Annotated in this window: 24 protein-coding genes; 12 read left to right on the top strand and 12 right to left on the bottom strand. The window is 65.3% G+C overall.

Going from position 1 to position 21,165, the window contains the following annotated elements; translation table 11 throughout:
* Window positions 1-33: 33 nt before the first annotated feature.
* Complete coding sequence (locus EJA05_RS00810) at window positions 34-513, top strand: TIGR02444 family protein (protein ID WP_125857057.1); 480 nt, start codon at window positions 34-36, stop codon at window positions 511-513.
* On the opposite strand, the gene EJA05_RS00805 is transcribed toward EJA05_RS00810, so the two are convergent.
* Window positions 489-1,514 carry an AlgP family protein gene (locus EJA05_RS00805; protein ID WP_125857056.1) on the bottom strand — a complete coding sequence of 342 codons (1,026 nt, stop codon included), beginning with the start codon at window positions 1,512-1,514 and terminating at the stop codon, window positions 489-491. The two genes, EJA05_RS00810 and EJA05_RS00805, sit on opposite strands and share 25 nt — an antisense overlap.
* Window positions 1,515-1,738: 224 nt before the next feature.
* On the opposite strand from EJA05_RS00805, the gene EJA05_RS00800 reads away from it, so the two are divergent.
* Entirely contained in the window at window positions 1,739-2,398 is a 660-nt protein-coding gene (locus tag EJA05_RS00800; protein ID WP_125462136.1) for an FKBP-type peptidyl-prolyl cis-trans isomerase, read from the top strand.
* A 1-nt stretch (window position 2,399) separates the two neighbouring features.
* Here EJA05_RS00800 and rsd read toward each other — a convergent pair whose 3' ends face one another.
* The 7 genes from rsd to EJA05_RS00765 all read right to left on the bottom strand — a co-directional run bounded on the left by rsd (window position 2,400) and on the right by EJA05_RS00765 (window position 8,825).
* Entirely contained in the window at window positions 2,400-2,870 is a 471-nt protein-coding gene (rsd, locus tag EJA05_RS00795) for a sigma D regulator (protein WP_110995736.1), read from the bottom strand.
* Window positions 2,871-3,101: 231 nt separating this feature from the next.
* Window positions 3,102-3,608 (bottom strand): disulfide bond formation protein B, encoded by a 507-nt coding sequence (locus tag EJA05_RS00790; protein ID WP_125857055.1) that lies wholly within the window; start codon window positions 3,606-3,608, stop codon window positions 3,102-3,104.
* 220 nt (window positions 3,609-3,828) lie between these two features.
* Complete coding sequence (locus EJA05_RS00785; RefSeq protein WP_125462134.1) at window positions 3,829-5,067, bottom strand: heme biosynthesis HemY N-terminal domain-containing protein; 1,239 nt, start codon at window positions 5,065-5,067, stop codon at window positions 3,829-3,831.
* Window positions 5,064-6,161, bottom strand: a complete 1,098-nt coding sequence (locus EJA05_RS00780) for a uroporphyrinogen-III C-methyltransferase (protein ID WP_125857054.1) — start codon at window positions 6,159-6,161, stop codon at window positions 5,064-5,066. The genes EJA05_RS00785 and EJA05_RS00780 overlap by 4 nt, the downstream gene beginning before the upstream one ends.
* A gap of 44 nt (window positions 6,162-6,205) precedes the next feature.
* Window positions 6,206-6,973: a uroporphyrinogen-III synthase gene (locus EJA05_RS00775; RefSeq protein ID WP_125857053.1), complete on the bottom strand. Its 768-nt coding sequence runs from the start codon at window positions 6,971-6,973 to the stop codon at window positions 6,206-6,208.
* On the bottom strand, window positions 6,970-7,911 hold the full coding sequence (gene hemC, locus EJA05_RS00770) for a hydroxymethylbilane synthase (RefSeq protein WP_125857052.1): 942 nt from the start codon (window positions 7,909-7,911) through the stop codon (window positions 6,970-6,972). Before hemC ends, EJA05_RS00775 begins: the two co-directional genes overlap by 4 nt.
* Before the next feature lie 167 nt (window positions 7,912-8,078).
* Window positions 8,079-8,825: a LytR/AlgR family response regulator transcription factor gene (locus EJA05_RS00765; protein WP_125462130.1), complete on the bottom strand. Its 747-nt coding sequence runs from the start codon at window positions 8,823-8,825 to the stop codon at window positions 8,079-8,081.
* A gap of 298 nt (window positions 8,826-9,123) precedes the next feature.
* Between EJA05_RS00765 and argH the strand changes: the two genes are divergently transcribed.
* On the top strand, window positions 9,124-10,518 hold the full coding sequence (gene argH / locus EJA05_RS00760) for an argininosuccinate lyase (RefSeq protein WP_110995743.1): 1,395 nt from the start codon (window positions 9,124-9,126) through the stop codon (window positions 10,516-10,518).
* 112 nt (window positions 10,519-10,630) lie between these two features.
* Here argH and EJA05_RS00755 read toward each other — a convergent pair whose 3' ends face one another.
* Window positions 10,631-11,293 (bottom strand): glutathione S-transferase, encoded by a 663-nt coding sequence (locus EJA05_RS00755; protein WP_125857051.1) that lies wholly within the window; start codon window positions 11,291-11,293, stop codon window positions 10,631-10,633.
* Between the two features lie 145 nt (window positions 11,294-11,438).
* Between EJA05_RS00755 and EJA05_RS00750 the strand changes: the two genes are divergently transcribed.
* From EJA05_RS00750 to EJA05_RS00740, 3 genes are all read left to right on the top strand, one after another.
* A complete protein-coding gene (locus tag EJA05_RS00750) occupies window positions 11,439-11,741 on the top strand; it encodes a hypothetical protein (protein ID WP_125857050.1) in 303 nt (100 codons plus the stop codon).
* A 51-nt stretch (window positions 11,742-11,792) separates the two neighbouring features.
* Window positions 11,793-12,038 carry a TIGR02647 family protein gene (locus EJA05_RS00745; RefSeq protein WP_125462128.1) on the top strand — a complete coding sequence of 82 codons (246 nt, stop codon included), beginning with the start codon at window positions 11,793-11,795 and terminating at the stop codon, window positions 12,036-12,038.
* A 160-nt stretch (window positions 12,039-12,198) separates the two neighbouring features.
* Complete coding sequence (locus tag EJA05_RS00740) at window positions 12,199-15,060, top strand: class I adenylate cyclase (RefSeq protein ID WP_125857049.1); 2,862 nt, start codon at window positions 12,199-12,201, stop codon at window positions 15,058-15,060.
* A gap of 15 nt (window positions 15,061-15,075) precedes the next feature.
* On the opposite strand, the gene rnk is transcribed toward EJA05_RS00740, so the two are convergent.
* The 3 genes from rnk to cyaY all read right to left on the bottom strand — a co-directional run bounded on the left by rnk (window position 15,076) and on the right by cyaY (window position 16,194).
* The gene (gene rnk / locus EJA05_RS00735; RefSeq protein WP_125462126.1) at window positions 15,076-15,486 is read right to left on the bottom strand and encodes a nucleoside diphosphate kinase regulator; all 411 of its coding nucleotides are present in this window, start codon (window positions 15,484-15,486) and stop codon (window positions 15,076-15,078) included.
* 155 nt (window positions 15,487-15,641) lie between these two features.
* Entirely contained in the window at window positions 15,642-15,860 is a 219-nt protein-coding gene (locus EJA05_RS00730) for a DUF1289 domain-containing protein (protein WP_125462125.1), read from the bottom strand.
* A gap of 1 nt (window position 15,861) precedes the next feature.
* Window positions 15,862-16,194: an iron donor protein CyaY gene (gene cyaY / locus EJA05_RS00725; protein ID WP_125462124.1), complete on the bottom strand. Its 333-nt coding sequence runs from the start codon at window positions 16,192-16,194 to the stop codon at window positions 15,862-15,864.
* A 273-nt stretch (window positions 16,195-16,467) separates the two neighbouring features.
* Here cyaY and lptM point away from each other — a divergent pair, with 273 nt between their 5' ends.
* Genes lptM through EJA05_RS00695 form a run of 6 tightly spaced genes read left to right on the top strand, consistent with a single transcriptional unit; the run spans window position 16,468 to window position 21,066 of the window.
* Complete coding sequence (gene lptM, locus EJA05_RS00720) at window positions 16,468-16,671, top strand: LPS translocon maturation chaperone LptM (protein WP_125462123.1); 204 nt, start codon at window positions 16,468-16,470, stop codon at window positions 16,669-16,671.
* Between the two features lie 9 nt (window positions 16,672-16,680).
* Window positions 16,681-17,928 (top strand): diaminopimelate decarboxylase, encoded by a 1,248-nt coding sequence (lysA, locus tag EJA05_RS00715; protein ID WP_125857048.1) that lies wholly within the window; start codon window positions 16,681-16,683, stop codon window positions 17,926-17,928.
* A 4-nt stretch (window positions 17,929-17,932) separates the two neighbouring features.
* Entirely contained in the window at window positions 17,933-18,763 is an 831-nt protein-coding gene (dapF, locus tag EJA05_RS00710) for a diaminopimelate epimerase (protein ID WP_125857047.1), read from the top strand.
* 13 nt (window positions 18,764-18,776) lie between these two features.
* Window positions 18,777-19,475: a DUF484 family protein gene (locus tag EJA05_RS00705; protein WP_125857046.1), complete on the top strand. Its 699-nt coding sequence runs from the start codon at window positions 18,777-18,779 to the stop codon at window positions 19,473-19,475.
* A complete protein-coding gene (gene xerC, locus EJA05_RS00700) occupies window positions 19,475-20,374 on the top strand; it encodes a tyrosine recombinase XerC (RefSeq protein WP_125462119.1) in 900 nt (299 codons plus the stop codon). Before EJA05_RS00705 ends, xerC begins: the two co-directional genes overlap by 1 nt.
* The gene (locus tag EJA05_RS00695; RefSeq protein ID WP_125857045.1) at window positions 20,371-21,066 is read left to right on the top strand and encodes an HAD family hydrolase; all 696 of its coding nucleotides are present in this window, start codon (window positions 20,371-20,373) and stop codon (window positions 21,064-21,066) included. The genes xerC and EJA05_RS00695 overlap by 4 nt, the downstream gene beginning before the upstream one ends.
* Window positions 21,067-21,165 lie beyond the last annotated feature (99 nt).

Genomic DNA, 21,165 nt, shown 5'->3' with positions numbered 1-21,165 from the left:
CCAGCTTCGTTGACCACTAGCGCGAGTGAAACCATGCACACCGACCTGTGGAATCATGCCCTGGCGCTATATGCGCGGCCGGGCGTCGAAGCCGCCTGCCTGACCCTGCAGGAGCTGGGCGGCGATGTTTGCCTGCTGCTCTGCGGTACCTGGCTGCAGGCGCAGTCTGTGGCCGTTGACGAAACACGCATCCAGGCGCTGCAGGCCGTGGCCGGCCCCTGGCAGCGGGAGGTGGTCATGCCGCTGCGGGCACTGCGCCGACAATGGCGCGAACACGCACTGGCCGACCCGCAACTGGCCGTGCTGCGCGAACACGTGAAGGCGCTGGAGTTACAGGCTGAACGCACACTGCTGGAGCGTTTGGCGCTAGTGGCGCAGGCGTGGCCTGCTGTAGCTGGCGACAGCGAAGGATGGTTGAGCCGGCTTGCACCGGCCCAGGCCCATGACCACGACGCGCTGCAACAGCTGCGCGTCGCGGCCCGGGAGCTTCAGGAGGCCGTGGACGGCGACTGAGCCGGGGTGCTGGCGGGTGCTGCTGGTGTAGCCGGGCTGGCCGCTGCGGCAGGTGCTGCGTTGCCGGCAGGCACCGCTGGCTTGCTGGCGACAGGTTTGGCGGCAGCGGGTTTGGCCGGGGCTTTGGCGGCGGCAGGCTTGGCTGGCGCTTTGGCGGCAGCGGGCTTGGCGGCCGGTTTGGCTGGTGCCTTGGCTACGGCTGGCTTGGCCGGGGCTTTGGCGGCAGCAGGTTTCGCGGCCGGCTTGGCGGCGGCAACTTTGGCCGGGGCCTTGGCAGCAGCAGGTTTGGCGGCTGGCTTGGCGGCGGCAGCTTTAACCGGGGCTTTGGCAGCAGCAGGTTTGGCGGCTGGCTTGGCGGCGGCAGCTTTGACCGGGGCCTTGGCAGCAGCAGGTTTGGCGGCTGGCTTGGCGGCGGCTTTGGCCGGGGCTTTTGCTGCTGCAGGCTTGGCGGCTGGCTTGGCAGCAGCAGCTTTAGCCGGGGCTTTGGCAGCAGCAGGTTTGGCGGCTGGCTTGGCAGCGACGGCTTTGGCCGGGGCTTTTGCTGCTGCAGGCTTGGCGGCTGGCTTGGCGGCTGGCTTGGCAGCAGCTTTTGGTGCCGCCGCGCGCAGGTCGAGTGCCTTGGCCGCCGCTTCGCGCACCTTGCCGACACCCTGGGCCAGTTTCAGGCTTTCCTGGGCATCACGCTTGAGTTGCTGAATATAAGTACGGGTCTGGGCCTGGCGATCCTTGAGCGATTCGAGCAGCCCTTCAAGTTCACCAGCGGCTTTCTGTGCCTTGCCTTGTGCCTTGGCTTTGCCGGCCTTGGCAGCGTCCTGCAACTTCAGACGGGCACCGTGCAGTTTTTCCTGAGCCTTGCCACGTTGTTTTTCCAACTTGGCCAACAGTTTCTCGGCATCCGCCAGCGCTTGAGAGCAGGCATCTTCCAGATGTTCGAGCAGGCTGCCCGAAAGTTGCTGAAGCAGGTGCAATGGCGTACTGACTGGCTTCTTTTTAGCCGACATGATTTACCTCCTGGCTGACGAGAGTGCGGCTCATACTATGCTTCTGCTGCTACTGCCGCTAGGGCATGTTGACAGTATCAGTAGCGCCGCGTTGCATGCCTGGGCAAAGTTGTTGTCTTGCAGCAAAAAACAAGTGTAGTTGGTCATTATTGTATTGCGGACATTTGCACATATTCCGCCAACAAGGCTGGCATACTTCGCCCTCACTGCAGCAGGACTCGACCATGCCACGTTATCTGATGCTCGGCTTGTGCCTGGCGGCCCCGCTTGCGCTGGCCGCCCCCGAAAGTAATACCGACAACGACCTGGCCTACAGCATCGGCGCCAGCCTGGGCGAACGGCTGCGCCAGGAAGTGCCGGGCCTGCAACTCGATGCGCTGGTCGAAGGCTTGCGCCAGGCTTATCAGGGCGAACCACCACGGGTGGCCAAGTCACGCATGCAGGCGCTTCTGCAACAGCACGATGAACAGGCCAGCGCGGCTGCAGAGCAGGCCCGGGTGGACACGCTGCTGGCAGCAGAAAAGCGCTTCATGGCCGCGGAACGTGCGCGTGCGGGTGTACACGAATTGCCCGAGGGCATCCTCTACAGCGAGCTGGCCAGCGGCGCCGGCGCGCAACCCAAAGCCAGCGGCAGCGTGCAGGTGCGGTATGTGGGCAAGCTGCCGGATGGCACAGTGTTCGACCAGAGCGAGAAACCGCAGTGGTTCAAGCTCGGCTCGGTCATCGAGGGCTGGCAGGTGGCACTGCCAAAAATGAAGGCGGGGTCGAAATGGCGGCTGGTGATCCCTTCGGCGCAAGCCTATGGCGCCGAAGGTGCGGGCGACCTGATCGCGCCCTACACCCCCCTGGTGTTCGAGATCGAACTGCTGGCCGTGGCCGACTGAATCAGGCCTGCACCGCGTCCTCGGCCTTGTGCGCGTTGTGCAGCACTTCGATCAGGCAGTCTTCCAGCTCGAAACGCTCGTGCAACAGGCTGCCCAGCTTGCCGAGCTTCTCGGCGAAGCGCTCGGGGTCGGTGCATTCGCCCTTGTCGCAATGGTCATTGAAAGCCAGGGCAATCTGGGTACTTTCATCGATGCGGGGGTTGATCTGCGTGGCAAGCTCCAGGCCGCGGGTGTCGCCAAAGGCCTTGGCTTCACTGACCAGTTGCTCGCTGACTTCGAAGTGCCAGGCTGACACGTAGTCGACCAGCACCCCGCAGAAATCACGGTTCTGGTCCTTGTCGGCAAAGGCCGGCTTGGCATCGCGCAATGCGCGGAAGGCTTGCACCAATTCCTGGCGTTCCTCCAGCCAACGATCGATCAGCTTGTGAACACCGCCCCAGCGTTCCTGGGCGTTCTGGCAACTATCGAGCATGGCGATCTCTTCCCTTCTGGGTAGATGCCGCTGCACCTCGCGACACAAGTGCGTGGCACAAAGGTGACATCAGCAGGACGGCATCGGGCAGTTGTGATTTCGGTATCCGTGCTGGGAGATTATTCCCGTGCGACTTGGCCTTCAAGGTACGCAGCACACAAAGTTCATACAAGCGTTTAATACCCTTCCTACACACCGTTGGTCGAGCAACACCTTGTGCATTGCGTTGGATCAACCCGCCGCGCCCTGGCGCAGCCGAAACGCCAGCAGCCAAGACAGCGGCAGTGCGGCCAACAACAGGAATGCCAGCAGGCTCCACTCCGGCAAGGTCAGGTCGAGGAAGCTCCAACTGATGGATACGCAATCCGGGCTACCGAGCAACAGCAACCTGGCGATTTCGCCAATTGGCCGCTGCATCAGATGCGTGATCGGCAGTTGGCAATCCACCACCGGCAGCGGCTCGCCTTGCAACCAGACTTGCCGCCCGGCCAGCAGCGCGCCGCCAAGCGCGCACAGCAGCGTCAGCCACGCATAACCGCGCAGGCCACGTACCCCCGGCAAATGGATGACTGCCACCAGGCTGATCAGCGCGTACAGCCCGAGCATCAGGCGCTGGCTGAAGCACAGGGCGCAGGGTACCAGGCCAACGACGGACTCCAGGCGAAACGACGCCACGAGCACGGCAAACGAGGCCAGGAAAGCGGGAAGGAACAAGCTGCGCAAGCAGGCCAGCGACATGGGCTATGGATGTCCGCAAGAGGAAAAAGTGACTTGAAACGGTAGAGGAAAGGGGCGCTTTGTATCAAGGCGCTACAGCAGAGACAAGTCGCTGATTGGCAACGAATCAATGCTGTGGAAGGTAGGAATAATCCGGCGGCTGACGGGGAAAAATCGCTTGGTCACATGAAGATGTGAACCACCCGCCAAGCCCGCACCAGCGTACGGGCTTGGCAAGTGGTCAGGCCTGAACGCCTTCGGGCAGCGGCAGGGCCAGCAGGCGCTCATCGAGCAGCCCCAAACCCTCCTGGAACAGCTGGTTGCTGCGCTCGGTCTCGCCCAGCCCGGCCAGCAGCCGCGCCAGTTCGGCGCAGGTTTCCGGGTTGCGCTGCAGCCGCAGGCTGCTTTCCAGGTAATCGCGGGCCTTGCCCCACAAGCGGTTTTGCAAGCTCAGGCGGCCGAGGGTCAGCAGCAGGCTAGGGTCCTGCGAATGGTCTTTCAACCAGCCCTCGGCAGCCTGCAGCTGACGCGCCGGGTCATCGCCGCGCACCAAGCCATAAAGGCGCGCCAGGTGGCTTTCGTAATTGCGCTTGAGCGCGCCGAGCAACACCTGCTCGGCCTCACCCTGGGCACCCAGCTGGCGCAGCTGCTCGGCGTAGGCCAGCACCAGCCCTGGCTCCTGGCGCTGCGCCGCAGTGAGCTGCTGCCAGGCACGCTCCAGCGCCTGGCGCGCGGTCTGTGGGTCGGTACCACGGGTCACCGCCAGGCCAAGGTTCTGGCCCCAGGCGCGCCGCTCAAGCTCGGCCAGCTCGTTGGCCGGCAGCACCTTGTGCTTGCGCAGGTCGGGCAGCAGACGGATCAGCGCCGGCCAATCATCGCGCTCCAGGTGCAGGCGCTGCAGCAGGCGCAGCACCTGGGCGTTGTTCGGATGACGCTCCTGCATGGCCTGCAGCGCTTCAAGCGCACCTTCGCTTTCACCACGGTCCATCTGCAACTGGGCATGGGTGAGGGCAATGGCCAGTTCGGCCTGGGGCTGACGCTCCAGTGCTCGCTCGAGCAGGTTGTCGCGGTCTTCGACCCGGCCCTGCTCGTTGGCGGCGCGGGCGGCGCCAAGGTAGTAAAGCAGGGGTTGCCGTTCGGATTCGGCGGCGCGCTGCAGGTGGCGCTGGGCGCTGCTCCAGCGACCTTCGGCCAGGTCCAGCTGGCCTTGCTCGATGGCGATCCGGGTACGACGGCCACGGTTACGCCGCGACCAGGGGTTGACCACGCCACTGGAGGTCAGCACCAGCCCCACCAGGTAGCGCAGCACCAGCAGCAACACAACGATGCCGACCAGCGCCCCCAGTGCCGCCCACAGCCCCGACTGATAGCGGAAGCCGCCGTAGGCGATCAGCACGTAGCCGCTGTGCTTGGCGATGGCAATGCCCAGCGCCGCGGCGACGACGATCGCCAGCACCGCCAGCAGGTAGACGCGCTTCATGGCTTGGCCCCTTCAGCTTCGGCCGGCAGGTGGCGACGCTGGATGTAGGCCTGCACGGCGGCCAGGCTTTCGCTGAGGTCTGGGGTCACCACCGACACCGGTTGCTCGGCCAGCTGGTTGAGGCTGTCGAGCATGGCTTTGCTTTGCGGGTTGTCCGGGTTGAAGTTGGCCAGCAGCACGCTGCGCGCATCGTCCAGCGCCTGGTTGTAGACCTTGGCCTCGCCGTTGAGTGCAGCCCACTGGGCCTGCTCGATGGTCAGGCTGAGCGCCAGGCGCAGTTGGTTGAGCGACTGACCGGAGAGCAGCGGGCGCACGTTGTCGTCGGCGTTGAACTCGATCTGGAAGTACTTGGAGAGCTCCGCCCACCACTGCGACCAGCGGCTGGGGCCGTCACCGTCGGCGGTGAGCGCGCCCATGGCATCGGCCTGGCTGTCGAATTCCGGCGACTGGGCACTGAGCTGCTGCACCTGTTCACGCTGGGCGGCGAGCTTGAGGAACAGCCCGGTGCGGTCTGGCTGCTGGGTGCTGTTGAGCGTGGCCAGGCTGCGCGCCAGTTGCTCGCGGGCGGCGAAAGCCCCTGGATCGCTCTGCTCGCGAAGGATCTCGTCGGCACCCTCGACCAGCGCCTTGGCGCTGGCGATGTCCTGCAGTGCCGAAAGGCGCAGCGTGGCCAGGCGCAGCAAGTGTTCGGCCTCGGCCAGGCGCCATTCCTTGCGGCTTTCGCCGAGAGCGGTTTCCAGGCGCTGGCTCAACCGCTGCTGGTCGCCCTGCAGTTGCGCCACCAGCCGCCGGCGGTCCTCCAGCTCGCTGGCTGCGGGCAGGCTGGCCAGTTGTGCGGTGAGCTGCTGCTCGCGTTGCTGCAACGCATCGGCGCGCTGGTTGAGCGCCTGAAGATGCTCGCCCTGGCCCTGTTCGCTGCCTTGCAGCTGGCGCACCTGCCAGGCACCCCAGCCGCCGATCGCGACCCCGGCGGCGCCCAGCAGCAGGGCCAGCACCGCCACGCCGCTGCCAGAGCGTCGAGCAGGTGCGGTAGTGATTTCCGGCGCCTCGGGCACCGATTTCTGTTCAGTGTGGGGCAAGACCGTTTCGCTCACGTATCCATCCTTTGCATGGCGGCGCATCGCTCAAGCTTAGCGCCTTAAGGGGCAGGTACAGCAGTTTGCTGCACGGCTGCCAGCAAGGCCGCGGCACTGGCGCCACGGCAATCCACAATCTGTCGGGCGCCCAACGCGCGGGCCTGTTCAGCGACCCGCGGGCTGGGCACGAACAAGGGCAGGCGTGAAAGCCGTGGCCAGTCCGTTCCCGCTATCTGTTGCAAGTGTTCAAGACCCTGCCCACTGCTGACCACCAGGCCATTGAGGCGTTCCCCATCGACCCGACGCGCCAGCGTGCCCGCCGGATAGTGCGGCAGGCAGCGGCGATACAGTTCCAGATAATCGACACTAGCACCTTGCTCTGCAAGACGCTCGGCCAGCAGTTCGCGACCTCCCACGCCACGCACGATCAGGACACGGGGCACAGGCCGCGTGATGGCCTCGCGCAGGGCCGGCAGGGCGAGCAGGGCCTCGCTGTCATCACCGGTCGCCGGGAAGCTTACTCGCAACCCGCGGCCCTGGAGGATCCGCGCCGTCGCCTCGCCCACCGTGAACCAGCCCTCGGGCGGTGGCGCGATGCCGGCCTGGTCGAGCTGGTCGAGCAGCAGGCGCGCAGCCGGCTTGCTCACCACGATGATCGCCTGCGCCTGGGCGATGCCGCGCAGGCGATGCAGCTGCGCCGGGTCCGGCGCGATCGCTTCAATCGCCAGCAAAGGCAGGCTGGCACTGGCAATGCCCGCCTCGGCCAATGACTGCGCCAGTGCCGCACAGTCCTCTTCAGGGCGGGTCAGCAGCAGGCGCCAGGGGCTCACGGGTGGCCGGCCTCGCCGTAGACTTCCTTGAGGATCGCCTCGGCGCCCTGGCCGAGCAGGTCCTCGGCAACCTGCACGCCCAGCGCCTCGGCATTGGCGCGCGGAGCGCGGGCATCGGCCACCAGCAGGGTGCCGCCGGATGGCTGGCCGACCAGGCCACGCAGCCACAACTGTTCGCCCTCGAGCACCGCGTAGCAGGCAATGGGCACCTGGCAACCACCGTTCAGGCGTTTGTTCAGGGCACGCTCGGCAACCACCCGGTCGGCGGTATCGACATGGTGCAGCGGCGCCAGCAGCGCATGGATCTCGCTGTCGGCGCTGCGGCATTCGATGCCCACCGCGCCCTGGCCACCGGCCGGCAGGCTGTCGTCGACGCTGATGGTGTCGGTGATGCGGTCCTCGAAGCCCAGGCGGATCAGCCCGGCGGCGGCGAGGATGATGGCGTCGTACTCGCTGGCGTCGAGCTTGGCCAGGCGGGTGTTGACGTTGCCGCGCAGGAAACGGATCTGAAGGTCGGGGCGGCGCGCCAGCAACTGGGCCTGGCGACGCAGGCTGGAGGTGCCGACGATGCTGCCGGCCGGCAGTGCGTCGAGGCTTTGGAAGGTATTGGAAACGAAGGCATCGCGCGGGTCTTCACGCTCGCAGATGCAATACAGGCCCAGGCCTGCGGGGAAGTCCATGGGCACGTCCTTCATCGAATGCACGGCGATGTCGGCTTCGTTGTCGAGCAGGGCGGTTTCCAGTTCCTTGACGAACAGGCCCTTGCCGCCGATCTTCGCCAGCGGCGCGTCGAGCAGCTTGTCGCCGCGGCTGACCATCGGCACCAGGGTGACCAAGAGGCCAGGATGGGCCTGTTCCAGGCGGGCTTTTACATACTCGGCCTGCCACAGGGCCAAGGCACTTTTACGGGTGGCAATACGGATTTCGCGAGTGGACATGAAACGCCCCGAGCCAGAGAAATACCGCTGATGATAACAGCTCCTCCTGCTGTGCCCGCAGATTCAGATCATCAATCCGTGCTGGTTCTTTCGCGGGTAAACCCGCTCCCACAGGGTTGATCGCAGGCCTGTGGGAGCGGGTTTACCCGCGAAAGTACGGGAAGCTCTCAGTGCAACGACTGCATCATCTTGCGCACACCGGCCACATGGCGCCGGCTGACGGTCAGCGCGTCACCGTCCAGGCCTTTGAGATAGAGCTGGAAATGCCCCAGCGGCGTACGTTGCAGGCGCTCGATGCGCTCGCGGGCGACCAGGGCGTTGCGGTGGATACGTACGAAGCGCTCGCCAAACTCGTCCTCCAGCGCCTTGAGTGGTTCATCGAGCAGGACTTCACCGGCCTCGTGGCGCAGGGTGACGTACTTGTGATCAGCGATGAAATAGATGACCTGCGGCAGGGGGATCAGCTCGATGCCTTTGCGCGTGCGGGCACTGATGTGGCTGCGTGGGCCGCCGGTTTCACCGGCAGGCCGAGTCAACGCCGCCAGCTGGGCGCGATTGGGTTTTTCGGCGCGGCGCAGCGCGTCGCGCAGGGCCTGGGGCTGGATCGGCTTGTCGACATGGCTGAGGGTGCTTTCCTTGAAAGCCTGGCTGCCGTATTCATCATCGCCGGTGCAGAACACCACGGCAGGCGGCGCCTCGCGCTCGCACAGCCGCGCGGCGACCTGCAGGCCATCGAGGCCCGGCATGCCGATATCGAGCAACACCACGTCGGGCTTGAGGCTCTCGATCAATGCCAGGGCCTCCTCGCCGTTGGTGGCGCTGGGCTCCATCACGGTGTAGCCCTCCAGCTCGCCGAGCAACCGGCTCAGGCGTTCACGGGCTTGGGGTTCGTCATCAACGATCAGGACATTCATAATTGCGCTGGATTCCTGAGTGAGTCTCGCACGGGTATAGCGTAGACAGGTGTGGGGTGACTGGTAAGCGGTCACGCTACAGACCGGTGCGAAGGCCAAAGATTCACTGGCCTGGCAGATTCACCGCCAGTCCTTTGTCCAACTGTAGACGGTCCGTGGAACACTGCCGTTCAATCGTTGAATCTGCCATGCGCCCTCTATATCAGACGATTCTCTCGACCAGCGCCCCTGCGGTGGCGGGCGCAACCCTGCTATGATCGCGGCACTTTTTTCGTTCACGCCTTCAACGAGTGAATCCATGAGCACCGACAAGACCAATCAGTCCTGGGGCGGCCGCTTCAGTGAGCCCGTCGACGCCTTCGTCGCCCGTTTCACCGCCTCGGTCGATTTCGACAAGCGCCTGTACCGCCACGACATCATGGGTTCGATCGCCCACGCCACCATGCTGGCGCAGGTCGGCGTGCTCAGCGATGCCGAGCGCGACACCATCATCGATGGCCTGAAGACCATCCAGGGCGAGATCGAGGCTGGCAGTTTCGACTGGCGCGTCGACCTGGAAGACGTGCACATGAACATCGAAGCACGCCTGACCGACCGCATCGGCATCACCGGCAAGAAGCTGCACACCGGCCGCAGCCGCAACGACCAGGTGGCCACCGACATCCGCCTGTGGCTGCGCGACGAGATCGACCTGATCCTGGCCGAGATCACCCGCCTGCAGCAGGGCCTGCTGGAGCAGGCCGAGCGCGAAGCCGAGACCATCATGCCCGGCTTCACCCACCTGCAGACCGCCCAGCCGGTGACCTTCGGCCACCATCTGCTGGCCTGGTTCGAAATGCTCAGCCGTGACTACGAGCGCCTGGTCGATTGCCGCAAGCGCGCCAACCGCATGCCCCTGGGCAGCGCCGCACTGGCCGGCACCACCTACCCGATCGACCGTGAGCTGACCTGCAAGCTGCTGGGCTTCGAAGCCGTGGCCGGCAACTCGCTGGATGGCGTTTCGGACCGTGACTTCGCCATCGAATTCTGCGCTGCCGCCAGCATCGCGATGATGCACTTGTCGCGCTTCTCCGAAGAGCTGGTGCTGTGGACCAGCGCCCAGTTCCAGTTCATCGACCTGCCCGATCGCTTCTGCACCGGCAGCTCGATCATGCCGCAGAAGAAGAACCCGGACGTACCCGAGCTGGTGCGTGGCAAGAGCGGCCGTGTGTTCGGCGCCCTGACCGGCCTGCTGACTCTGATGAAAGGCCAGCCTTTGGCCTACAACAAGGACAACCAGGAAGACAAAGAGCCGCTGTTCGACGCCGCCGACACCCTGCGCGACTCGCTGCGTGCCTTTGCCGACATGATCCCGGCGATCAAGCCCAAGCACGCGATCATGCGTGAAGCGGCCCTTCGCGGTTTCTCCACCGCCACTGACCTGGCCGACTACCTGGTGCGCCGTGGCCTGCCGTTCCGTGATTGCCACGAGATCGTTGGCCATGCGGTCAAGTATGGCGTGGACACCGGCAAGGACCTGGCCGAGATGAGCCTGGACGAGCTGCGCCAGTTCAGCGACCAGATCGAGCAGGATGTGTTTGCCGTACTGACGCTGGAAGGCTCGGTCAATGCCCGTAACCACATCGGCGGTACCGCGCCGGCGCAGGTGCGTGCGGCCGTGGTGCGCGGCAAAGAGCTGCTGGCTTCGCGTTAAGCGATCAGCCGTAGGACCAATCGCGGGGCAAGTCGCATCGGCGCACCGCCGCTCCCACGCAGCCCGTGCAAGGCTGCGTGGGAGCGGGCTTGCCCCGCGATCGTTTCAGGCCTTAGCGCTTGCCGCTCTTGACCATTTCCATAAACGCCGGCATCGCCGCGTCCTTGTCCGCCACGATCCGCGCCATATGCGGGTTCTCGCGCAGCTTGTCGAGCAGCGCCCTCGCTTGCGGGAAGTCTTCCAGGAAGTCGATGTTCAGCACCTTCTTGCCCACCAGGCAGGCCAGGTCCACCGAGAAGCAGAACATCAGGTCGGCGATGGTCAGTTGCTCACCCGCCACATACGGCGCGAACTTGCCATTGCGCTTGAGGGTGGCAAAGCCTGCCAGCAGGTCGGCCCGCGCCCGCTCCTTGATCAGCGGCTCCACCGCCGCGCCGAAGAACGCCTCGGCATAGCAGGTACGGGCTGGCAGCTCGATATACAGCTCGATTTCCCTGAGCAGCTCGCGGACCTTGGCCTGGCCGAAGGCATCGGCGGGCAGCAGCGCCTTGCCGGGCTGGGTCTGCTCGATGTAGTCGAGGATCACGCCGGTCTCGCTGAGAAAACCATGCTCGGTCTGCAGCACCGGTACCTTGCCGCGCGGGCTCACCGCCAGGGCCTGGGGCGCCTGGCCGCCGAAGAACAGCACCTCTTCGAACGGCAAGCCTTTCTCCAGCAGCGCCAGCTTGACCATGTTGTAGTAGTTGCTGACCGCGAATCCATGAAGCTTGAGCATTGAGACAGCCTCCAGGCCGTGTGGGGATGGCCGGGCTGTTATAGCGCCCTTCCCCAACCATGGCCAGCGTCATGGGCGCGGTCGATGGCCGGGCATTGCCGAAGCGGGCATGGCACACTGTGCGCCTCACCACAGGAGCACCGCCATGAGCGAACCCCAAGACATCGACAGCAATGATGAAGAAGACTTCGCCGAGGCCACACTGACCCAGGCCATCGAAAACCAGATCGAAAGCGGCGAACCGCCCGCGGCCAAGGCCACGTTCAACAAGCTGACCCTGGTCGGCTACGAACGTGAAGACATCCTCAACCTCATGGCCCACGTGCTGGCCATCGAGATCGACGCCATGCTCGACGAGGACCGCCCGTTCGACACCCAGTGGTACGAAACCGCCCTGCGCGCCCTGCCGGAGCTGCCACCTGAGGCGGATCAAGGCGATATCGAGTAACCCTGACTACACTCCTGACTTCATCCTTGTCTGGAAGTCAGGAGTCGCCCTATGTCCTTCACCCCCGAACTGATCGCCGAACTGGAAGTGCTCGCCCTGTTCAACCTGGACAATCACCAGGAAGGCATCAAGGTAGGCAGCACCGCTTCCCCCGCCCTTATCGCCGCAGCCCAGCGCCTGTACGACAAAGAGCTCACCGACCAGCCTGATGGTGGCTACCTCACCAGCCTGGGCAACGATGCCGCCGAAAGCGTCCGGTTGCTCCTGAACATCCTCAAGACACCACAGCCGGCCTGATTTCGCCGAGCCCGCTGCCACGTCTGGTGGGAGCGGGCTTGCCCCACGATGCGCCGCAAACTGGCGCTGTAAATCTGACGCCAAAAAGCCAGCAACCCCTTATCCGACCGCACCACTCAGGCTAAACTCGCCACTGCTCCGCAGCCCGCCTGAGTGCGCAATGAACCACCCTCACGAAATTCGCCCCGATATCGCCCAAGGCATCGACCGCAAGGAGCTGTCGCGGCTGCGCGCGCGCTTTCTGAAGGTCAGCCAGGGGCGTCTGGGGCGCGCCATGGAGGGTCTGTCGACGCGCCAGCAACAGGTGATCACGCTGTTGCCGCTGTTCTTCCACGTCAACCACCCTCTGTTGCCAGGCTATGTCTCGAGTACTACACCCGCAGGTGTCTCGGGTTTCGAGCCAGACGCCGAATTGCTGGCCGAAGCCCAGCGCCTGACCCGCTCGTTCACCTACAAGGCCCGCCACGGCAACCCACCGCAACCGATCCACGGGCTGTTCCTGATGGGCAGCCTGGGCACCCTGGCCCAGGCCGAGCAAAGCGATATGGACGTGTGGGTGTGCCACGCCCCGGACCTGAGCGAACAGGCCCTGGGCGAACTGCGCCGCAAATGCCAGCTGCTCGAAGCCTGGGCGGCCAGCCAGGGGGCCGAGGTGCACTGCTTCCTCATCGATGCGCAGGGCTTCGTCCAGGGCGCGCGCGACAGCCAGCTCAGCTCGGACGACTGCGGCACCACCCAGCACTACCTGTTGCTCGACGAGTTCTACCGCACCGCCATCTGGCTGGCCGGGCGCACCCCGCTGTGGTGGCTGGTGCCGGTCTACCAGGAGCACAATTACCGCGACTACACCCAGACCTTGCTGTCCAAGCGCTTCATTCGGGCCCGTGACGACATCGACCTGGGCCACCTGGCGCACATTCCCCAGGAGGAATACGTTGGCGCCGGGCTGTGGCAGCTGTTCAAGGGCATCGACTCGCCCTACAAGTCACTGCTCAAGCTGCTGCTCACCGAGGTCTACGCCAGCGAACACCCACAGGTGCGCTGCCTGAGCCTGGACTTCAAGCAGGCGGTGTTCGCCAACCACCTGGAGCTGGACGCGCTCGACCCCTACGTGATGGTCTATCGGCGCATCGAAAGTTACCTGCTGCAACGCGGCGAAACCGCCCGCCTGGAACGGGTGCGGCGCAGCCTTTACCTGAAAGTGAACAAGAAGCTCAGCAACCTCGCCTCGCGCAGCGGTGGCTGGCAACGCCGCTTGCTGGCGAAGCTGGCCGAGGAGTGGGGCTGGGACGAGCGCCAACTGGCCCTGCTCGACAGCCGCAGCCAATGGAAGGTGCGCCAGGTGGCCGTCGAGCGCCGTGAGCTGGTGGCCGAACTGAACCACAGCTACCGCTTCCTCAGCGAGTTTGCCCGCAACCAACAGGCCGACAGCCGCGCCGACCCGCGCGAACTCAACGTGCTCGGCCGGCGCCTGTACGCCGCCTTCGAGCGCCGCGCCGGGAAGATCGAGGTGATCAATCCGGGCATCGCCCCGGACCTGGCCGAAGACACCCTGACCCTGGTGCAGTCGGCCAACCGCAAGGAGCCCGGCACGCATCACTGGGGGCTGTACAACGGCAACCTGGGAGTGCACGAATGGGAGCACTTCAGCCCGATCAAGCGCTGCCGCGAACTGCTCGAACTGCTCACCTGGGCCCACCGCAACGGGGTGATCGACGGCAGCACGCGGATCGCCTTGCACCCGGGTGTCAGCGATCTCAATGATTTCGAGCTGTTCAACCTGATCGGCAGCCTGCAGCAGAGCATCGTGCTGCCGCTGGAGACGGTCAGTGAAGCCCGCCTGCTGCAACCGAGCGTGGCCGACGAAATCCTTTTGCTGGTCAACGTCGCTGTCGACCCGCTGCGCCATCACCGCGACCTGAACATCCTGATGACCACCGAGCGCACCGACTCGCTCAGTTACGCCGGGGTGCGCGAAAACCTGGTGCTGACCCTCGACCAGATCACCCTCAACAGCTGGAACGAGGTGCTGGTGCAGCGCTATGACGGCGAGCATGCCCTGATGCGTTGCCTGCGCGACCACCTCAACAGCCTCGGCCGGCGTAACCACCGCCCGCGGGTGCGGGTGCGCTGCTACTGCCACAACCGCGCCCAGGCCATCAGCCAGCGGGTAGAGGAGATCTTCGCGACCGCGCAACGGCTGCTCGATCAAGGCCTCAACCACCGTTACCTGCTTCAGGTGGCCCAGCACACCCATGTACTGGAGCTGCTGCCGGGGCAGGTCACCCTGGCCACCCTCGACGACCAGGATGCCGTGCTGGCGGCACTGGGCGAGGTCCGCAGCGCCTACAGCCCACTGCATCTGGATGCCAACGCCCTGCAGGACCACGACCTGCCGCTGGTCCTCGAGCAAGGCCGGCCAGGCTGTATCCAGGTGTTCTACCGCCTGCTCGATGGTTGGGCCGACCTGTATGTACTGGATGAGCACAACGTCTTGTGGCAGCAGCGCGTGGTGCTGCAGGACGAGCAACACCTGTTGCTGCCACTGCATCGTTTTCTGCGGTCGATGGTGATGCGCCGCGATGCCCAACTGCCACTGGAGAGCCTGCAGCAAGCGTCGCTGGAGATCGCCTATTGCCAGTTGCTGCCTTCAGGCTTGGGCAAGGCTCGCAGCCTGGAGCCACGCCAGGCGCCGCTGGACGGCCGCAGCCAGCCTTACTACGAGGTCCAGGCGATTGTGCAGGGCGGTGCGGGCGGCGCCGTGCACGTCACGCTCTATTGCGATCAGCAGGAATTTTCCGAGCTGGAACACGGCGACCAGCTGTATGCCGTGGCCGCCCGGCAGATCCTGCGCCAGCGCCACAGCGCCGGCAGCTACCGCTGCTATATCACCGACCTGGACCTGTCCGATCTGCTGGGCGACGACCCAGGCTCGACGAGCCTGTGCCTGCGCTACAAGCGCGAGCTTGAGCAGGCCTTGAACGATGGCCTGGAGCAACTGCAGGCGGCGCTGGAGCCCTGAGGCCCAAGGGCCGCGTCAGAGGTCGAAGTCACCCGCTGCTTCCGGCTGGTACTCCACGGCCAGCAGTTCGAGCTTGAGGGTCTTGCCACCGGGGGCCGGCCAGTCGATCTGGTCACCCACCGACAGCCCCAGCAACGCACAACCGATCGGCGCCAGGATGGAGACATTGCCCTCGGGGCCGGCATCCTTCGGATAAACCAGGGTCAGGTGATAGTCCTTGCCGCTGGCGATCTCACGGCAGTGCACGCGCGAATTCATGGTCACCACGCCAGCCGGCACCTCTTCGTGACCGACCACCTGCTCGGCGCGGTCCAGCTCGTCCTGCAGGGCGAGCACACCCGGGGTGCTTTCATCGAGGCTGTCGATCAGGCGCTCGAGACGCTGTACGTCCAATCGGGTGAGGGTGAGGGAAGGTTTGGTGCTCATGATCCAGTCAGACTCCTTTGAACAGGCAATTTGCTTGAGGCAGATAAAGCAAAACCCCGCCCAAGGGCGGGGTTTGTGAATGCTGTGGCGTCACCGACGCAAGACCCGACACTACCACAGCAGGGCAAATACTCAAGCCCGCAGCATCAATGGGGTTATGCCTGGGCCCGCGCTTTCAGGGCCAGGGCCTCGCGGCAGATCTGCCGGCGCCGGTCGTCGTCGGCCGCACGCCACTCGCGGATATGCTCGACATGGCGATGACAGCCGGTGCAGACCTTGTGTTCATCGAGGCGGCACACGCTGATGCAGGGTGACGGCACGGCTGGGCTGACATTGCTGTACAGCGGCTTGGGGGGCCGAGGCTGGTCGCTCATGTCAGATTTCGTCGAAGTCCAGCTTCTCGCCGGCACGCTCCCAGACGATGCGCTCGAGCATCTCGCCGAGCAGCTCCTCGCTTTTCTCGCACACCCACTTGCCGCTCTCTTCGTCGTAGTCGAAGTGGAAACCGCCGGACTTGTCCGCCAGCCACAATTGGCGCAGTGGCTCCTGGCGGCTGAAGATCAGCTGGCTGCCGTTGTCGAATTTGATGGTCAGGACACCGGCGGAGTTTTCCATGTCCAGATCCAGGCCGCTCTCGTCGAACAGGTCTTCCAGGGCCTGTTGGGTCGCGTCGACCAGGTCGTGGAAACGCGCTTCGCTCAAACTCATGTGCATGGACCTCGAATAATGGCTGCGTTGCAAGCAAGGCGGGGAAGATACGGGCGCCAGCAGTTGAATGCAAAGACTAGCGGATGCCTGGGCGGGCCCCGTCACGGGCAAACCCGCTCCCACAACGCTCCTGTGGAGCGGGTTTACCCGTGACGGGGCTGGCACTGACAGCCCAAGAATAACGCCGCCCGGCGGGCCGGCCCTTGCATAGGCAATCGGGTGGTCGCTCGGTATACTCGGGCGCAATACTGCTTATTTCAAAGGATTTCACCAATGAAGCGCCTGATTTCCTCCCTCGCGGCGCTGGTCGCGGTTGCCTGCCTCGTTTCGGCCTGCGGTCAGAAGGGCCCCCTGTACCTGCCGGAAGACGGCAAGGACGGCAAAGGCCCGAGCAAGTCGCACCAGCAGCACAAGCACGCCCAGCCGGCCGAACAGCAAGACGAGCTGGAGCAGCCCGAGCAGTCTCCCGCGCAGTAAGGAAATCCCATGGATGCATTCAACTACCGTGGCGGCGAGCTGTTCGCGGAAGGGGTGGGCCTGTCAGCCATCGCCGAGCGTTTCGGCACCCCCACCTACGTGTATTCGCGCGCCCACATCGAGGCCCAGTACCGTAGCTATACCGATGCCCTGCAGGGTGTCGAGCACCTGGTCTGCTTCGCGGTCAAAGCCAACTCCAACCTCGCCGTGCTGAACCTGCTGGCCCGGATGGGTTCGGGTTTCGACATCGTCTCCGGCGGTGAGCTGGAGCGCGTACTGGCAGCCGGCGGGCGTGCCGATCGCGTGGTGTTCTCCGGTGTCGGCAAGACCCGCGAAGACATGCGTCGTGCCCTGGAAGTCGGCGTGCACTGCTTCAACGTCGAATCCACCGACGAACTCGAGCGCCTGCAAGTGGTAGCCGCCGAGCTGGGCAAGGTGGCCCCGGTGTCGCTGCGGGTGAACCCAGATGTCGATGCCGGCACCCACCCGTACATCTCCACCGGCCTCAAAGAGAACAAGTTCGGTATCGCCATCGCCGATGCCGAAGCCATCTACGTGCGCGCCGCGCAGCTGCCAAACCTGGAAGTGGTCGGCGTCGACTGCCACATCGGTTCGCAGCTGACCACCGTCGAGCCGTTCCTCGATGCGCTGGACCGCCTGTTGGTGCTGGTCGATCGCCTCGCCGAATGCGGCATCCACCTGCGCCACCTGGACCTGGGCGGCGGTGTCGGCGTGCGTTACCGCGATGAACAGCCTCCCTTGGTGGCCGAGTACATCAAGGCCATCCGCGAGCGTATCGGCGACCGTGACCTGGCCCTGGTGTTCGAACCAGGCCGCTACATCGTGGCCAACGCCGGCGTGCTGCTGACCCGCGTGGAATACCTCAAGCACACCGAGCACAAGGATTTCGCCATCATCGATGCGGCAATGAACGACCTGATCCGCCCGGCCTTGTACCAGGCCTGGATGGGTGTCAGCGCAGTCAAACCCCGTGAAGGTGAAGGCCGCGCCTACGACCTGGTCGGGCCGATCTGCGAGACCGGTGACTTCCTGGGCAAGGACCGTGTGCTGAACCTGGCCGAAGGCGATCTGCTGGCCGTGCAGTCCGCCGGCGCCTATGGTTTCGTCATGAGCTCGAACTACAACACCCGTGGCCGCTGCGCCGAAGTACTGGTCGATGGTGACCAGGCCTTCGAGGTGCGTCGCCGCGAAACCATCGCTGAACTGTTCGCCGGCGAAAGCCTGCTGCCGGAGTGAACCCATGCTGCTGCGTTTTACTAAAATGCACGGGCTTGGCAACGACTTCATGGTCCTCGACCTGGTCAGCCAGCACGCGCATATCCAGCCCAAGCACGCCAAGCAATGGGGTGACCGCAACACCGGCATCGGCTTCGACCAACTACTGATCGTCGAAGCGCCGAACAATCCCGACGTGGATTTCCGCTACCGGATCTTCAACGCCGACGGCTCCGAGGTCGAGCAATGCGGCAACGGCGCGCGCTGCTTCGCCCGCTTCGTGCTGGACAAGCGCCTGACCGCGAAAAAGCGTATCCGCGTCGAAACCAAGAGCGGCATCATCGAACTGGACGTGCGCAACGACGGCCAGATCTGTGTCGACATGGGCCCGCCGCGTTTCGTCCCGGCCGACATCCCGTTCATCGCCGATGAGCAGGCTTCGAGCTACCCGCTGGAAGTCGACGGCCAGGTGCACCAGATCGCTGCCGTGTCGATGGGCAACCCGCATTCGGTGCTGCGCGTCGATGACGTGCGCAGCGCGCCGGTGCATGAGCTGGGGCCGAAGATCGAGCACCATCCGCGCTTCCCGCAGCGGGTCAATGCCGGCTTCATCCAGGTCGTTGACCGCCACCGCGCCAACCTGCGGGTGTGGGAGCGTGGCGCCGGCGAGACCCAGGCTTGCGGCACCGGAGCCTGCGCCGCCGCCGTCGCGGCCATCGCCCAGGGCTGGATGGACTCGCCGGTGACCATCGACCTGCCCGGCGGGCGCCTGAGCATCGAGTGGGCTGGCCCCGGCCAGCCGGTATTGATGACCGGCCCGGCCGTACGTGTATTCGAAGGACAGGTTCGTCTTTAAGCGAGTAGCCGCCATGACTGAACAGCCGCACGTTGTACCCGAGCTCGACGCCGACGCGGTGGTCGCCTATCTGCGCGCCCACCCCACGTTCTTCGCCGAGCATGACGAGCTGCTGATCGAGCAGCGCATCCCCCACCAGCGCGGCGACAGCGTGTCGCTGGTGGAGCGCCAGCTCAAGCTGCTGCGTGACCGCAACATCGAGATGCGCCATCGCCTGTCGCAACTGATGGACGTGGCCCGTGACAACGACCGGCTGTTCGACAAGACTCGCCGGCTGATCCTCGACCTGCTGGATGCCGGCAGCCTGGAAGAAGTGGTGATGGCGGTCGAAGACAGCCTGCGCCAGGAGTTCAAGGTGCCCTTCGTCAGCTTGATCCTGTTCGGCGAAAATGCCGCGCCGGTCGGCCGCTGGGTGTCCGGCAGCGAGGCCCAGCAGGCCATCGGCGGGCTGATCGGTGGCGGCAAGACCATCAGCGGCAGCCTGCGCGAGCACGAGCTGGCCTTCCTGTTCGGCAATGACCAGCACAAGGAGGTCGGCTCCAGCGCCGTGGCCACCCTGGAGTACCAGGGCCTGCATGGCGTGCTGGCGATCGGCAGCCGCGACCCGCAGCACTACAAGAGCAGCGTCGGCACCCTGTTCCTCAGCTACATCGCCGAAGTGCTGGGCCGCGTGGTGCCACGCTTCACCCAGACCCTACGCTCGGTGCGCTGATGGAGCGCCAGCTGGAGGCTTATTGCGCGCACCTGCGCAACGAGCGCCAGGTCTCCGAACACACCCTGCTGGCCTACCGCCGCGACCTGGAAAAGGTCATTGCCTACTGCAACAGCCAAGGCATTGGCGGCTGGCCTGCGCTGCAAGTCCAGCAGCTGCGCCAACTGGTGGCGCGCCAGCACCATCACGGGCAGTCCTCACGCAGCCTGGCGCGCCTGCTTTCGGCGGTGCGCGGGCTGTACCGCTACCTCAACCGCGAAGGCCTGTGCCAGCACGACCCGGCCGATGGCCTGGCGCCCCCCAAGGGCGAGCGGCGCCTGCCCAAAGTGCTCGACACCGACCGCGCGCTGCAGCTGCTCGATGGCGGCGTTGATGATGACTTCATCGCCCGGCGTGACCAGGCCATCCTCGAACTGTTCTACTCCTCCGGCCTGCGCCTGTCGGAACTGGCCGGCCTCGACCTCGAGTACCTCGACCTGGCCGCCGGGCTGGTACAGGTGCAGGGCAAGGGCAGCAAGAGCCGCGTACTGCCGGTCGGGCGCAAGGCGCGCGAGGCGCTGCAGGCGTGGCTGCGCCTGCGCGGCATCGGTGGCCCCCAGGACGGCGCGGTGTTCATCACCCGCCAGGGCAAGCGCCTCAGCCCACGGGCCATTCAGCTGCGGGTCAAGACCGCCGGCGAGCGTGAGCTCGGCCAGCACCTGCATCCGCACATGCTTCGCCATTCCTTCGCCAGCCACCTGCTGGAATCGTCCCAGGACCTGCGCGCGGTGCAGGAAATGCTCGGCCACGCCGACATCAGCACCACGCAGATCTACACCCATCTGGACTTCCAGCACCTGGCCGCGGTGTACGACAGCGCCCACCCTCGGGCCAAACGCAGCAAAGGCACAGACTCATGAGCATCAAGCTGATCACCTTCGACCTGGACGACACGCTGTGGGACACCGCGCCGGTCATCGCCAGTGCCGAAACCGTCCTGCGCGACTGGCTCGCCGCCAATGCGCCGGTTCTGGGCGCGGTGCCGGTCGAGCACCTGTTCGCCATCCGTGAACGCCTGGTGCAGGCCGAACCCGGCCTCAAGCACCGCATCAGCGCCCTGCGCAGGCGTGTGCTGTTCCACGCCCTGGAAGAGGTCGGCTACAGCGAGAAGCACGCCCAGGAACTGGCCAACGAAGGCTTCGAGGTGTTCCTCCATGCGCGGCACCAGGTCGAGGTGTTCCCCGAGGTGCAGCCGGTGCTGGAGATCCTGCGCCACCAGTACACGCTCGGGGTGGTCACCAATGGCAACGCCGACGTGCGCCGGCTCGGGTTGGCGGACTACTTCCGCTTTGCCCTGTGCGCCGAGGACCTGGGCGTAGGCAAGCCGGATCCGGCACCGTTCATGGAGGCCCTGAAACTGGGTGGCGTGGACGCTGGGGCGGCGGTGCACATCGGCGACCACCCGGGCGACGACATCGCCGGGGCACAGCGGGCCGGGTTGCGCGCGGTGTGGTTCAACCCGCAGCACAAGGCCTGGACGGGCGAGCAAGCGCCGGATGCGCAGATTCAGCGGTTGTCGCAGTTGCCCGAGGTGCTGGCGCGCTGGCGCTGACAGGGGCCGCTTTGCGGCCCAATCGCCGGCAAGCCGGCTCCCACAAGTACTGCATGGGCCTGGTACTTGCGCGATTCCTGTGGGAGCCGGCTTGCCGGC

Source organism: Pseudomonas oryziphila (assembly GCF_003940825.1).
In the GTDB taxonomy this organism is placed as follows: Bacteria; Pseudomonadota; Gammaproteobacteria; order Pseudomonadales; family Pseudomonadaceae; genus Aquipseudomonas; species Aquipseudomonas sichuanensis.
The sequence above is the reverse complement of the archived record's forward strand: the minus strand, read 5'-3'. Positions and strand labels throughout refer to the sequence as shown.